General features: G+C 37.4%; 13 protein-coding genes. 4 read left to right on the top strand and 9 right to left on the bottom strand.

Translation table 11 applies throughout. The features are described 5' to 3' along the window. Positions 1–16 precede the first annotated feature (16 nt). Positions 17–778, bottom strand: coding sequence for an amidohydrolase (locus M0R38_04895; protein MCK9481082.1), 762 nt, complete (start codon positions 776–778; stop codon positions 17–19). Then, positions 766–1,848: a methionine aminotransferase gene (locus M0R38_04890; protein ID MCK9481081.1), complete on the bottom strand. Its 1,083-nt coding sequence runs from the start codon at positions 1,846–1,848 to the stop codon at positions 766–768. Before M0R38_04890 ends, M0R38_04895 begins: the two co-directional genes overlap by 13 nt. Before the next feature lie 316 nt (positions 1,849–2,164). Between M0R38_04890 and M0R38_04885 the strand changes: the two genes are divergently transcribed. Continuing rightward, entirely contained in the window at positions 2,165–3,406 is a 1,242-nt protein-coding gene (locus M0R38_04885; protein MCK9481080.1) for an isocitrate dehydrogenase (NADP(+)), read from the top strand. Positions 3,407–3,438: 32 nt separating this feature from the next. Here the strand turns inward: M0R38_04885 and mutS are convergent, their stop codons facing one another. Beyond that, complete coding sequence (gene mutS / locus M0R38_04880; GenBank protein MCK9481079.1) at positions 3,439–6,012, bottom strand: DNA mismatch repair protein MutS; 2,574 nt, start codon at positions 6,010–6,012, stop codon at positions 3,439–3,441. Positions 6,013–6,208: 196 nt separating this feature from the next. Continuing rightward, entirely contained in the window at positions 6,209–6,463 is a 255-nt protein-coding gene (gene rpsT, locus M0R38_04875) for a 30S ribosomal protein S20 (protein MCK9481078.1), read from the bottom strand. A gap of 126 nt (positions 6,464–6,589) precedes the next feature. Here rpsT and M0R38_04870 point away from each other — a divergent pair, with 126 nt between their 5' ends. Next, on the top strand, positions 6,590–8,134 hold the full coding sequence (locus tag M0R38_04870) for a glycine--tRNA ligase (GenBank protein MCK9481077.1): 1,545 nt from the start codon (positions 6,590–6,592) through the stop codon (positions 8,132–8,134). 390 nt (positions 8,135–8,524) lie between these two features. On the opposite strand, the gene M0R38_04865 is transcribed toward M0R38_04870, so the two are convergent. Continuing rightward, positions 8,525–9,019, bottom strand: coding sequence for a DUF4293 domain-containing protein (locus tag M0R38_04865; GenBank protein MCK9481076.1), 495 nt, complete (start codon positions 9,017–9,019; stop codon positions 8,525–8,527). Positions 9,020–9,095: 76 nt separating this feature from the next. On the opposite strand from M0R38_04865, the gene M0R38_04860 reads away from it, so the two are divergent. Both M0R38_04860 and M0R38_04855 read left to right on the top strand, forming a co-directional pair. Then, positions 9,096–9,488, top strand: coding sequence for a hypothetical protein (locus M0R38_04860; GenBank protein ID MCK9481075.1), 393 nt, complete (start codon positions 9,096–9,098; stop codon positions 9,486–9,488). Further along, positions 9,488–10,510 carry a glycosyltransferase family 2 protein gene (locus M0R38_04855; protein MCK9481074.1) on the top strand — a complete coding sequence of 341 codons (1,023 nt, stop codon included), beginning with the start codon at positions 9,488–9,490 and terminating at the stop codon, positions 10,508–10,510. Before M0R38_04860 ends, M0R38_04855 begins: the two co-directional genes overlap by 1 nt. On the opposite strand, the gene M0R38_04850 is transcribed toward M0R38_04855, so the two are convergent. The 4 genes from M0R38_04850 to M0R38_04835 form a co-directional block, all read right to left on the bottom strand. After that, positions 10,507–12,558, bottom strand: a complete 2,052-nt coding sequence (locus tag M0R38_04850; GenBank protein ID MCK9481073.1) for a hypothetical protein — start codon at positions 12,556–12,558, stop codon at positions 10,507–10,509. The genes M0R38_04855 and M0R38_04850 overlap by 4 nt on opposite strands. Continuing rightward, the gene (locus M0R38_04845) at positions 12,548–13,087 is read right to left on the bottom strand and encodes an RNA methyltransferase (GenBank protein MCK9481072.1); all 540 of its coding nucleotides are present in this window, start codon (positions 13,085–13,087) and stop codon (positions 12,548–12,550) included. Before M0R38_04845 ends, M0R38_04850 begins: the two co-directional genes overlap by 11 nt. A 17-nt stretch (positions 13,088–13,104) precedes the next feature. Then, positions 13,105–14,265: a CAP domain-containing protein gene (locus M0R38_04840; GenBank protein ID MCK9481071.1), complete on the bottom strand. Its 1,161-nt coding sequence runs from the start codon at positions 14,263–14,265 to the stop codon at positions 13,105–13,107. Between the two features lie 69 nt (positions 14,266–14,334). After that, positions 14,335–14,904 carry a hypothetical protein gene (locus tag M0R38_04835; protein MCK9481070.1) on the bottom strand — a complete coding sequence of 190 codons (570 nt, stop codon included), beginning with the start codon at positions 14,902–14,904 and terminating at the stop codon, positions 14,335–14,337. Positions 14,905–14,996: the final 92 nt, after the last annotated feature.

The raw sequence follows: 14,996 nt of genomic DNA, 5'->3' as shown, positions 1-14,996 counted from the left end.
ATAACCGTGCAATCGTTCAGATATCTCTATCTTGTAAAAAGGGGAATTTTTGTCTTGTTTCCAATAGTTTATTTTTTGACAAAGTAGCATACAAGACCACTTCTTCGCCTTTGTTCATTTTTATAATGGTTCCATCGGGTTCAAGAATTTGAGATGAGCCATTGTGTTCAATTCCAAAAGCATCCGCCCCTACTCTATTGACAGCAGCCACATAACAGAGGTTTTCTACGGCTCTTGCTTGTAACAATATATCCCAATGGTGAATTCTGCGTTCGGGAAAACTTGCATGAAAAGTCAACAAATCATAATCCTCACGATTGCGACACCAACTGGGAAAACGGACATCATAGCAAACAAGAGGTTTAATCCGCCAACCCTTTACTTCTACAATGACAGGTTCAGTACCTGCATGAAAATACTCCTGTTCATTACCCATGGAGAATAAGTGTTTCTTATCATAGTGAGCATGTGTTCCATCGGGAAAGACATAAAACAATCTATTGAAAAACTTACCTGAATCCTCTACCATCATACTCCCCGCAATCACACAGCAATGCTCTTTAGCTTTTTCCTGCATCCAAGGCAAACCCATTGACACAGAATGTACTGCAAGTGCTTTGACATTCATACTAAACCCTGTAGTAAACATTTCCGGCAACATAATCAAATCGGTATCCACCTTGACTGTTTCAAGCAAATCAGCAAAATGGGTTAAGTTAGACTCAACATCTTCCCAAACAATATCGGATTGAATGATAGCTAATTTTAAAGATTGCATAAAATATCTATGGCGCGGTTAAGGGTGTCATTATTTTTTGCAAAACAAAAGCGCAACACCTTATTATTGTCTTTTTTTCTGTAAAAACTTGAAACAGGAATTGCCGCAATCTTTTTTTCTTTTACTAACCATTCTGCAAATTCCATTTCATCTGACTCGCTGATTTTACTGTAGTCCAACAGTTGAAAATATGTTCCTAAAGAAGGTTTAAACTTGAATTTAGAATTTTTCAAACCTTGCAAAAAATAATCTCGTTTTTCGCAATACAAAACTCCCAATTCGTCATACAAATCAGATTGTTGCATTATTTCGGCAAATGCGTGTTGCATAGGAGTATTACAAGCAAAAGCCATGTACTGATAAATCTTTCTGAATTCTTCAGTAAGTTCCTCCGGTGCAATCACATATCCCATTTTCCATCCTGTTGCATGATAAGTCTTACCGAAAGAATACACAATAAAACTGCGTTTAGCAAGGTTGGGGAAACGCGCTATACTTTGATGTTCAACTCCATCAAAGATAATGTGTTCATATACCTCATCGCTCAGAATCACAATATCCCTGTCTTTCACCAACTTTTCCAACTTCATCATATCCTGAGCTGAGAAAATGCTGCCTGTCGGGTTATGCGGACTATTGATAATAATCATCTTTGTGCGCACTGTAATGAGCTTTTTGACTTCATCCCAATTGGGTTTATAGTTTGGAAACTTTAACTCCGAAAAAACCGCTTTACCTCCGTTTGCTTCCACTGCAGGTACATAACTATCATATGCAGGTTCAAAAATTAACACCTCGTCATTTTCCCTGATAACAGATGCTATTGCTGCATAAATGCCGATTGTAGCGCCCGGAACAACCGTAATCTCTTTTTCGGGGTCAAATTGAGCAGAATACCGGTCAAACATTTTGTTGGCTATCTGTTCCCGCAAACTCATCAGACCTGCCATGGGGGCATATTGATTTGCACCCTTTTGCATAGCTTGATAAACTGCTTGTATCAGAGCCGGAGGAGGGTCAAAATCAGGAAAGCCTTGTGAAAGATTAAGTGCATCATGTTCCTTTGCCATTGCTGACATTACCGTAAAAATCGTGGTACCGACTTTTGGGAATTTTGATTTTATACTGCCTGTGTAATTCAAATCGCTGATTATTGATTATCAATCTAATGACAATTGTTGTGCCAACAAAAAGTCATGATTCTATTAAATTTATTACTCTGCAAAGGTACGCCCCTGCATTTTCAAGAATTAACAATTGTTGCACAACTTTTACCCTAATTTTTTGAAAATCAACACACACGACAAATCCTTACACCCGTTTGTAATTACATAGGAAAATGGTTATTTTTGCGACCCTTATAATTCAAACAGACAAATATAAATTATGCAAAAAATTAAAGTAGCCAACCCTGTAGTAGAACTTGATGGAGACGAAATGACCAGAATCATCTGGAACTCAATCAAGGAAAAATTGATTTTTCCATATTTAGACCTTGATATCAAATATTATGATTTAGGTATAGAAAAAAGAGATGAAACCGATGACAAAATTACGGTAGAGGCTGCTGAAGCCATCAAAAAGTACAATGTAGGTATCAAATGTGCCACCATCACTCCTGATGAAGCACGTGTTGAGGAATTTAAACTAAAAAATATGTGGAAGTCTCCTAACGGAACCATTAGAAATATTTTAGATGGAACTGTATTCAGAGAACCTATTGTAATTGACAATGTACCTCGCCTTGTTCCAAATTGGACATCACCTATTTGTATTGGCAGACACGCATTTGGCGACCAATACAGAGCAACTGACTTTGTAACCAAAGGTCCTGGCAAACTCACAATTACATTCACTCCTGAAAACGGAGGCGAAGTGCAATCTTTTGAAGTATATAATTTCCAAAATGATGGCGTTGCAATGGCAATGTACAACCATGATGAATCAATCAAAGGTTTTGCCAGAGCATGTATGAATCAAGCATTAATGAAAGGATGGCCCCTGTATTTGAGTACCAAAAACACCATTCTGAAAAAATATGACGGCAGGTTTAAAGACATTTTTGAAGAAATTTATCAAACTGAATTCAAATCTAAATTTGAAGCCAAAGGAATTACTTACGAACACAGACTGATTGACGACATGGTTGCTTTTGTTTTGAAAACGCATGGCAAAATTGTGTGGGCTTGTAAGAACTATGATGGCGATGTACAATCTGATACGGTTGCACAAGGATACGGTTCTTTGGGATTAATGACTTCAACCCTGATTACCCCTGATGGTAAGACGATGGAGGCTGAAGCTGCACACGGTACTGTTACCCGCCACTACAGACAACATCAACAAGGAAAACCTACTTCTACTAACCCGATTGCAAGTATTTTCGCTTGGACAAGAGGATTAGAGTTCAGAGGTAAATTGGACAACAACCAGCAATTAATTAATTTTAGCAATACCCTTGAACAAACATGTATAGAAGTGGTGAAGAGTGGTAAAATGACTAAGGATTTAGCGATTTGTATTCACGGAAACAATGTGGAACATGGCAAACACTATCTTTACACTGAAGAGTTCTTAGATGCTATTGACAATGCGCTCAAAGCAAAACTTAGCAGCCAATCTGCATAAATGGCTTGATAGTTAATTTCAAAAAGATTCACTTACTTTCCTCCTTCTAATACCTTTTTCAGTTCATTGAGCTTCATCAGTGCCTCAATGGGCGAGAGTGAGTTTACATCTGTTTCAAAAACCATCCTGCGCATTTCTTCAAGGCGAGGATCATTGATTCCAAACATAGTCATTTGCACTTGTTGGGTTTTTATTTTTTTAAGTGTCTCCTTACCCGAAATAGCAGCACGATCTTTTTCTAACTCCTCTAAAATCAAAGCGGCTCGGTCAGTAACAGCCTTAGGCACACCTGCCATTTTTGCTACATGAATACCAAAACTACTTTCACTCCCGCCCTGCAAAAGTTTGCGCAAGAACAAAATCTTATCGCTCACTTCCTTAATCGAAATATGGAAATTCTTAACCCCCTGTAATTTATTCTCAAGTTCATTCAGTTCGTGGTAATGTGTTGCAAACAAAGTCTTGGGGCTTTGTGGGTGAGTGGCAATAAATTCTGCAATTGCCCAAGCAAGCGACACCCCGTCAAAAGTGGAAGTTCCGCGTCCTATTTCATCCAATAAAATCAAACTGTTTTTACTGATATTATTGAGAATACTAGCGGTTTCAAGCATTTCTACCATAAAAGTAGATTCACCCAAACTGATATTGTCGGACGCACCCACACGAGTATAAATCTTATCAACCAAACCAATGGTAGCAGCATCAGCCGCAACGAAACAACCTATCTGAGCCATCAGCACTGCGAGCGCTGTCTGTCTGAGTAACGCTGATTTACCCGACATGTTTGGTCCGGTCAGGATGATGATGCGTTGCTCTTCATCAAAAAGAATATCATTGTCAATATAACTCTCACCGGGGGGCAACTGCTTCTCAATCACAGGGTGTCGAGCTGCTTTCAATTCCAAATCAAACCCGTTTGTTATTTCCGGTTTACAATAGCGATTATTTACCGCCAAAGCTGCAAACGAACTCAGGCAATCCAAAGTGCCCAGATTAAAAGCTGTTACTCTAATCGGCTCTACAAAGCTGATAATATGTTGTAAAAACTCTTCATATAGCTGTGTCTCTCTTTGCAGAATCAGCGACTCCGCATTCAAGATTTTCTCTTCAAGTTCTTTTAGTTCCGGAGTAACATACCTTTCTGCATTTGTCAGCGTCTGTTTTCTAATCCAAGTATCAGGCACTTTTGACACATGCGTTTTGGTAATTTCAAGATAATATCCAAAAACATTATTAAACCCTATCTTGAGCGAAGGAATATTGGTCAATTCCACTTCACGTGCATGAATCTCGGCAATCTTGGTTTTGCCATTTTGTGAAATGTCCCGCAATTCATCAAGTTGGCTATCACAACCACTCTTAAACACCCCTCCCTTTGCCACCACAGCCGGTGCGTCATCACTGATTTGTGTAATAATTTTATCGGCAATACTGCTGCAAGGGTTGATTCTATCGGATAACTCAATCAAGATTTGTTGTCTGGTATCTTTCAAAAGACGGTTGATTTCTTCTGAAATTTTCAAACCGGAAGCCAATTGTAATAGCTCTCGAGGACTCACTCTAAGTAAAGAAACACGGGACACAATTCTTTCAATATCACCCAATTGCTTTATCAAGTCAATAATCTGCTGTCTAATACTCGTATTCTGCACAAAAAAATCAACCACATCCAATCTTTCATTGATGGGTTTCAACTCTTTCAGCGGCAATACAATCCAATTCCTTAATGTGCGCGCTCCCATTGGCGAATTGGTTCTGTCTATGACATCAACCAATGCTTTACCTCCTGGAAAAATAGGTTGTAAAATTTCGAGGTTACGTATAGTAAAAGAATCTAACCAAACATAGTCATCTGTTTCGATTCTTTGCAGTGAATTGATATGCTGCAAACGGTCAAAACATGCCTCAGCTGCATAATGTAAAGCAGCACCGGCAGCCGTAATCATTTCTGCTTCATCATCAATTCTAAATCCCTTGAGTGAAACTGTTTTAAAATGGTCTTTCAATTTATCTTCGGCATAATCCAATTGAAACACCCAGGCATCTAATGTTTGTATAATATAGCTGTCTTGCCAAGCAGGCGGAAAATCATATTGTTGACTCTTAGCGATGATAATTTCTGCAGGGGCAAATCCTCCCAACAATTTATCAATACTCTCTAAAGAACCGGCTGTAACAAAGAAGTCTCCGGTTGAAATATCCAGAAAGGCAACACCAATCTGTTTGTTAGATTTAAAGACAGAAGCAAGATAGTTACTTTTTTTCGCATCTAAGACTTTATCACTATATGCAACACCCGGACTCACCAATTCGGTAACACCACGTTTAACCAAGCCCTTTGCCATTTTTGGGTCCTCTAATTGATCGCACACAGCAACACGATAACCGGCTCTTACCAATTTAGGTAAGTAGGTATCCAATGAATGATGCGGAAAACCGGCAAGCTCTACCTCTGAGGCAGAGCCGTTGCCACGCTTGGTTAAGACTAATCCTAAAGTATGGGCAGTTTTGACTGCATCTTCTGCAAAAGTTTCGTAAAAATCCCCAACCCTAAATAGGATAATAGCTCCCGGATACTTGGCTTTGACTTGCCAGTACTGTTTCATTAAAGGGGTCTCTTTGGTTTCTTTTGCCACAGTTTCGTTTTTAAAATGTGGGCGCAAGTTAGACTTTCGTTTATGGAAATGATTAACATTTTCTCAATATCAACCAAGCAATCCATAAACAAAAGGCAAAAAAAAATCCCGTCTGAACTTAGACAGGATTTAATCACAATTAAAACATTAAAATATTAACTTATAACTAAGACAAGCTGTTAACGTGCTTGCTTAATCCACTCTTAAGGTTTGCCGCTTTGTTTTTATGAATAATATTTCGCTTCGCTAACTTATCTAACATACCAAAAACTTTAGGCATTAATTCTAATGCTTCAGGTTTGCTTTCTGTTTTGTAAAGTCTTTTCATGAAAGTACGAGCAGTTTTGTGCTGATACTTATTGAGGTCTCTCTTAGCTTCGTTAGATCTGATTCTTTTTATTGCTGACTTAATATTTGCCATTTCTTTATGCTGTTCAAAAAAGGACTGCAAATTTGCACTTAATAAAACACAAATCCAAAATATTTTAAAAAAGATTTCTTGCACTGAAAAAAACTACATTTGTCGGCTCATTTTCAGAAGAGTTTTATGGCGGTTTCAAATGAAGATTTTTTCAAACAAGTTATTGCACATTGCAAAGAATACGGATTTGTATTTCCCTCAAGCGAAATTTATGACGGACTTAGCGCTGTTTATGACTATGGTCCCAGAGGAGTAGAACTCAAAAAGAACATACGTGAATTTTGGTGGCAGAGTATGACACGACTACACAAAAACATTGTAGGGATTGATGCAGCCATTTTTATGCACCCAAGAGTATGGAAAGCCAGCGGACACGTGGACGGTTTTAGCGACCCCATGTTAGATAATAAAGATTCTAAAAAGAGATACCGTGCTGACCAACTGATTGAAGAGTATATTGAGAAACAAGAAGCAAAGATTAACAAAGAAGTAGAAAAAGCTGCCCAACGCTTTGGCGATACGTTTGACGAATCAATGTATAGACAAACTAACAACCGGGTATTAGAATATCAGGATAAGATAACACATGCAAGCACAGTGCTCAAAGAAGGGCTTGAAAACAACAATCTTGCAAGCATTAAAGCATTGATAGAAGAACTCAATATTGTATGCCCGATTTCAGGCACTTGTAACTGGACAGACATTCGTCAATTCAATCTTATGTATTCCACACAAATGTCTGCAACAGACGGTGGCGAAGACACTTTATATTTAAGACCGGAAACTGCGCAAGGTATTTTTGTAAATTTTCTCAATGTACAAAAGACTGCACGCATGAAGATACCTTTTGGAATTGCTCAAACCGGCAAAGCATTCAGAAATGAAATAGTTGCGCGCCAGTTTATCATGCGTATGAAAGAGTTTGAGCAAATGGAAATGCAATTTTTTGTTCGTCCCGGAACCGAATTAGAATGGTTTCAACACTGGAAAGAATGGCGCATGAAATGGCATTTAGCCTTAGGTGGCAAACAAGCGCATTACAGATTTCACGACCATGACAAACTCGCGCATTATGCTAATGCAGCCGTTGATATTGAATATGAATATCCCTTTGGGTTTAGAGAATTAGAAGGAATTCACTCTCGCACAGACTTTGACCTGTCAAAACATCAGGAATATTCAGGTAAGAAAATAAAATACCACGATTCGGAATTGAATGAAAGCTACACCCCTTATGTAGTAGAAACTTCAGTAGGGTTAGACAGACTCTTCTTAATGACTATTTGTGAAAATTACAAAGAAGAAGCATTAGAAAACGGTGAATCCCGCATTGTATTAAATCTTCCCCCTGCTCTTGCACCTATCAAAGCAGCAATCATGCCTTTGGTAAACAAAGACGGTCTGCCCGAACTAGCAGAAAAAATATACAAGCAATTGCATTTAGACTTTGCGTGTTTTATTGAAGAAAAGGATTCTATTGGCAAACGCTATCGCAGACAAGACGCCATTGGCACTCCATTTTGTATCACCATTGACCATGATTCTCTTCAAGACAATGCGGTAACAATACGCGAACGCAGCACGATGAACCAAAGAAGGGTTGCAATTGACAGCCTGCATCAAATTATCGAAGCAGAAGTCAATATGAAAAACTTGCTATGCAAAGTTTAAACCTACCTCCACTAAACCGACTGTCGGGATTATAGAATTAATAAAGGCTGCAATTTGCATGATTAACATGCAAGTTTATCTGATTATTCTTTACTTGTGTGATTCACTTTGACATCATGTTAAAAAGAATTTACATACAATGCACAACAAAGTCAATAGCAGCATTTTTCATGCTGCTATTGACTCTTAGCGTGTATGGGCAGTCAAAAAGGAATTTAGTAGTGAATGGTAGTTTTGAAGGCTTCGACTCGTCCTAAAAAAAATTTACAGGTTAAAGCTAAAAACCGAGGTTAGTTTACGGATATTTTTTAGTCCTGAAATGGCTTTACACTTTTGTTAATTTTTGCATGTTTAGGTGCAACCCTATATTAGGACAAGACACTGTAGGGATTACCTAAGTCGATCAACAGATTTCAGTAATTTAATGTCATGGACTATGCCTCGCAGGGCTAAAAAATGTAATACAGGCAGTATCAGCGGCATAAAGGCTGCTATTTGCCAATGTATTTCTGAATTTTCAAACACTTTTACACCCAGATTGGTATGATAATAAATCATAAAAAACAACAACAAATCAAACATAAACAGATAGGATGCAAATCGCAATTGAAGTTTACGTTTATTGAACAGAAAAATTGCAGCTAATCCAAATACACCAATGATAGAAAGAGTAAAAATCAAATAGCTGTTGCTGCTGTTAACCACTTGAACGGTATTGTCAGCACTGACAAACTCAGTAGTTCGGTAGCTAATTTTGAGCGTTTCAATTTTATCACTGCCTTTCATTCTGCCAACCACTTCTGATATGGCAGGGTTAGTAAAAAGATAAACGAAAGCAAATAGACTTGCAATTAATAAGTAGAGGGTCTGTTTTCTTTGAATCATTGGGCAAAAGTAAGCACTTGTTCCTTAACTACAGATGTAGTTAGATCTGAATTTTAGTCTAAATTTGCACCTTAGTATGTCACACACAGATGAAGTGAAATTGTACTTAGAAACTTTAAACAAGGATTTACCTTTGTATAAGGACTCTATCATTGAGGTTTCAAAGGACATTCGCAACGAGGGGTACTCAGAGTTTCCAATTTTTATTGCTACACAACTACTCTTAGACATAGGCGAACTTATTATTGACAGAAACGATTTGAGCACTTCATGGAGTATCTATGCTTCAACACTCGAAGAATTTTCTGAAAAGGGCGTAATTGCTACTGAAAAAATTGCTGAATTCAAAAAAGCTTGGAAAAATCCAAACACACATTGTTGCATATTTTTGGTTACACCTTTAGGAGCCGGCTTTCTATTCATTCCATTCAAAAAGCATAAAATAGATTATCAATTCAACCTAAACTAATGGTGAACAACCCCAAAGTAGCCGTTGTCATACTGAACTACAGTACACGTAATTGGTTAGAAAAATTCTTACCATCAGTATTAGCAACGGACTATTCAAACCTTGAGATAGTGGTGGCTGATAATGCATCCAAAGACGACAGTGTTGAGTTTATTAAAACACAGTACCCACAGATAACACTACTCCAATTTCACAAGAATTTCGGATTTACAGGGGGCTACAATAAAGCCTTATCGCTTGTAGAAGCAGAATATTTTGTACTGCTTAATTCTGATATAGAAGTAGAAAGCAACTGGCTCAAACCCTTAGTAATACTTGCTGAAAGCGACAAACAAATCGCTGCCATTCAACCCGTCATTCTTGATTGGAAAAAAAAGCGTCATTATGAATATGCCGGAGCAGCAGGCGGATTCATTGACAAATACGCATATCCTTTTTGCAGAGGGCGAATTTTTGACACAGTAGAACAAATCAAAGAACACTACCAACAAACACAAGAAGTTTTTTGGGCAAGTGGAGCCGGATTGTTTATCAACGCGGCATTATTTAAAGAAGTAGGAGGTTTAGACAATGAGTTTTTTGCACACATGGAAGAAATTGACTTATGTTGGCGACTCAAAAACAAAGGGTACAAAATCATGGTTTGTGCAGAATCACAAATCTACCATGTTGGTGGCGCAACATTAGCGATGGGACATCCTCGAAAAACTTACCTTAACTTTCATAACGGTTTGGCAATGATGGCAAAAAACTTACCGCGCAAGAGCCTGTATTTCACACTCTTTATGCGACTTGTATTAGACCATGTTGCTGCATACAAATTTCTATTTACAGGAAAAGTATCACATTTTTTTGCAGTTGCCAAAGCACATTTTCGGTTTATCACAAGTCTCAGACATTGGACAAAACAAAATCACAATCATTACCAACTCAAGACTGTCAAAGGTTTGTATCCTCGCAGCATAGTATTAGATTATTTTTTAAGAGGTAAAAAGAAATTCAGCGACTTAGAGCAGTTTTAATACTCTTTGGTGATTGTATTGTTATAAGCCTTGATAAATCTTGCTCCCAAGTTTTGATTTGGTGGAATATAGTCGTTAAAACGCGGATTTCCTCCAACCTTGGCACGCACTCGCTTCCATAGGTCATTCCAAACAATATCCTTTCCTTTTTTTATTGTTTCAATGGTTTCAAAAATCAATGCATTATTCACCAAAAGAGTACCCACTTGTTTTGTTGAAACAATTTGAACATCCATTGCATTTTCCATAGCTTGGGCAATATTTTGATAACCTCCGCAAGACCCCAATATTGCAATTTTAGTTTGGTTGGTGAGCGCTGCAATGGTATTTTCAATATAATAAGAATGTCCTCTATGCACAATTAAATCAGGGAAACGTCTTTGACTATCAAAATATCTACGCAACTCTTCACGGGCATCAATTTCATGTTTTGGTTTGATAACATAAATCTCAATTTTCTTTGTTGTACCGGTAGTAATTAACAAATAATTACCTTTATCAGTCCTTTTCCACTCAGGTCCAAATCCTGCAATAAAGTTATTGAATGCAGTTTCTCCGTCTTCATCATCAAAGAAGAAATGTTCTTGTATATGTTTACCATTGGTAAAAAGTTCATCTTGCGTAACCCTATCCATGTTGGGCATATCAAATTCAAACTGCCAGATGTATGTTTCCGGAGTTCCACCCATGAGTTTATAGAGAAGTCCGTACAACTTCATTCCATTCAAATCTGCCACCGAAGCCCTGTCAATCATAATTCTTTCTACTATGGTTTTGATTTGTGCTTTCAAATCATTTCTGTCAAGCGCACCGTAGAAATCAGCCACATCTACTGCTGCTCCTAAATCTCCACCCATTTTATCCAAATCACTACAAAGCGATACAAAGAGTGTTTGTTTTTCGTCATTGGTCATGGTAGCCAAGAAATCATCAATTTTATTATAATTAGCACATTCTCTCAAGAACACCCTGAATTTGTTAAAATTCATAGATTTAAGAAAGAGATATCCTGATTTTTGTTCCCGTTTATTCATCATACGGTCATACATTCCGAGAAAAGAAGAGGTAAAAATCTCCTCAGGAGTATAAACCAAGCAAGCATAGATATCGGCAGCAGAGCTACTGTTGATAGGGGCAAAACGGTAGTCATCGGAGTCTTCATGTCTAAGATTAATCTCCACAACAGTTTCCATACAAATAGCCTTCAATTCTCTTTCAACGCTGTAATTACCATAAATATCAGATTGTTTCCTGATTTCTAACAGTTTTTGAAATAATTTTTGTTCGTCCTTTCCAATTTCATTGGCTTGCGCAATAGTCAACCTGCCGGCAATAATTTCATTTATCAAAATATATGCTTTAGAAGATGAGCCGTACTGTTTATAAATGTCAAGAATCTTGACAACATTCTGGTTTTTAGTCTCTTTCAACACGCGATAATTCAGATGATTTGAACCAAAATACTCTTTTAGCACAGTTGGGGCATCAAGCGCAATAGATTCAAGTACTTCCATTGCATAAGGCTCGTTGTAAATTGAGATAAATTCAGTCAATGCCTCTGTAGGATAAAATTTGATGGCATAAAGCCAGAAATCACGTGCAAATGAGCGGTTTTTGATAAACTCAGCTAAGTGAATTGCCAATTTAGCCTCCGCTTTCAGATTATTAAAAACCACTTCATCTTTAGCCTCTGTAACTAAGTCATCAGCCATCATCATCAGTTTTTCGTAATAAGTCAAATGATAGTAGTCATTTTCATTCACCTTAGACAGCACATCATACAGCCCTTTTAGAATTCTTCGAGAATATGTAATTCCCTTAGAATCAGTTTGCAAATAATCTAAAATAGCATTTGGAATGGTAAAAAATATTTTTTCTGCTCGATTGCTTTGAATATGCGTACTGAGTGTGAGTTTATTATTGTCTTGACCATCAAACATATCAATCCGTTTCATTTCTGCACGCACGTCATTTTCGGTATAGACTTGTGCGTTGAGCGAGGAAACAAAAGTCAAGGAGACCAGTAATAAGAACAGTTTATTTTTCATTAGTAATAGCTTTAATCATGTCCCAGATAAATATTCCGGCTGCTACTGCAACATTAAACGAATGTTTAGTACCATACTGAGGTATTTCAATAAAAGCATCACACAAAGGCATGGCAGTATCCGAAATTCCATCCACTTCATTGCCTAACACAAGGGCAAATTTTGTACCTTGCTTCCATTGCCATTGGGGCAACAACACACTGTCAGAGGTCTGTTCTAAAGCAGCAACAAAATATCCCTGTGCTTTTAACTCTTCCAATGTATAAGCAATATCCTTTGTGTAGCGCCATTCCACGCTTTGTTCAGCACCAATTGCAGTTTTATAAATTTCTTTATGAGGGGGTTGCGGTGTAATTCCACACAAGACGATTTTTTCGAGTAGAAACCCATCTGCGGTTCTAAAAATCGAACCCACATTATAGGCACTTCGGATATTGTCCAACACTAAGACACAAGGAATTTTAGCAGCGTCTTTAAACTCTTCAACGCTCAATCGGTTTAATTCTACGGTTTTAAGTTTTCTGGCCATGCAAATATGCTGCGAAACTAAGGGTTTAGAACCAAAACTGCATAGATTTTAACTCCTTGTTTAGTTCGCTTTACTTTCACTGAAATACCATAAAAAGCATAATCGGACAAATCTCCTTCGATATGAATTATCAATTGCTTCCACAAATCATTGACAACTTGTTCAGCATCATATTCGGATTCTTCAATTTCAACCAAGGCAACCCCTTCTCGAACATAACGAAATTTAGGTTTCAAAAAAGCCCAACTTCCATACGTGGCTTTAGCAACTCTTTTACCCGGAGTCGCTGCATAATATGCCTGTTTCCGTTTATCTTCCCCACTTGTAAGTTCTTCATTCTTGTATAAATAGTTCAGATGATGCTGAGCAGCTTTACTAAAAGCCTGTACTTCCTTAGCCTTGGCAGCTTCCTTTTGGAGTTTTTCCACAATCCCTCTTTTGACTTCTTTGGTTGCACCGGAAGGGCTAAATGGTTGTACTATTTCCTTATCTTCTTGAGGTATAATTTCTTGTTTAGTTGGTTTAACATGCTGTGCATTACCTTCTACTTTCGGGGTAGTCTGTGTTTCGGTTGGTACAAAAGTGCCATATCCAAACAAATCCGTGGCAAACAATAAAGATTCATCAAAATTAAAGGCAGCGCCATGCATCTTATGATCCGTTCCTAACATATTTCTATTATGTGGAGGAGAACTTTGCCACTGTTCAAGTCCTTTGCGTGCCAAGTCTTTTGCATATTCCAACAACTTGGCATCATTCGTCAAGTCTGAAGGTAATTGAGCAGTGCGGTACAAACAGTTCTCTCCTGACCACGAAAGTCCACCTTTATTTCCTTGAGTGTATTTCAGCCTTGCGCCCGGATCAACACCGGTAAAAAATTGCTCACCCGCTTCTTCATCATGTGTCAAATCATTCTTTGCAATCATATAAAAATTGTGATTCCGTGCGGTCAACCATAATATATCGCTCCATGCAAGGGTATCCAACTTATTAGCCTTTCTGTATTGATTTAATAATTTGTGAAATTCTAATGCAATCATCCTCTCCAACTTTTGCACCTTATCTTTCTCTATCTTTTTTAAAACAACGGGAAGGTCAGCAGTTCTTGAAATTGAATTCTGAGAAAAAGCATTAAGAGATGTAAAACAGAGAAACAGAATGATGAAGATGGCTCTCATACGTGCAATTTTTTAATATTTTTTTAACGTAAGCACATCAACACTTATTTTAAAAAAAATAATTTACACTTAATTTTCTTTTTCTAAAATCAGAATAATATAAGTTTCAATCTTTCCTTTCTTTCTTTTCACCTTAACAGCCAACCCCATAGATTGATATTCATCCAATGCGATTTCATTACCTTGAATGAGTTTTTCATACAAAGTATCAGCCATGCTTTCAGTTGAGAACTTATCTTCATCGAGAGATATAAAGACAAACATTTCAACTTGAGTATATTTCTTCTTCTTTTTTGTATTAATATCAGAAAAAAACTCATGTTCCATATTATCGCCACGCACATCAATCCTATCTTGCACATAGAGTTTTGCTGTTTCGGTCTTGTCTTTATCTTTTATTATTTCACTGCTTGCTTGTTGAATTTTCTTTTCTATCAATTCTGCAATCTCCTTGCCTGCTTTTACAACATTGAGCTTTTCAGGTTCTTCTTGATGAACTTGAGGATAAGTATATTTATCAATAACACCGGGGTAGTGATTACACAAGGTTTGCAAATTCCTTCCTGAGACAGAAGATTGATATACGCTTATCAAAAACAATAGCGTGAGTATTCCCTTAGATAAAAGATTTTTTTTCATAATGACTTAGATGCATCAAATCGAATGCAAAAGTCAGTAAAAATGTTGATTTGATAAAAATTTTAATATTAGCCACCAAACGGTATTTTACT

The sequence above is a fragment of the Bacteroidia bacterium genome (assembly GCA_023228875.1).
Lineage (GTDB): Bacteria > Bacteroidota > Bacteroidia > NS11-12g > UBA955 > JALOAG01.
The sequence above is the reverse complement of the archived record's forward strand: the minus strand, read 5'-3'. Positions and strand labels throughout refer to the sequence as shown.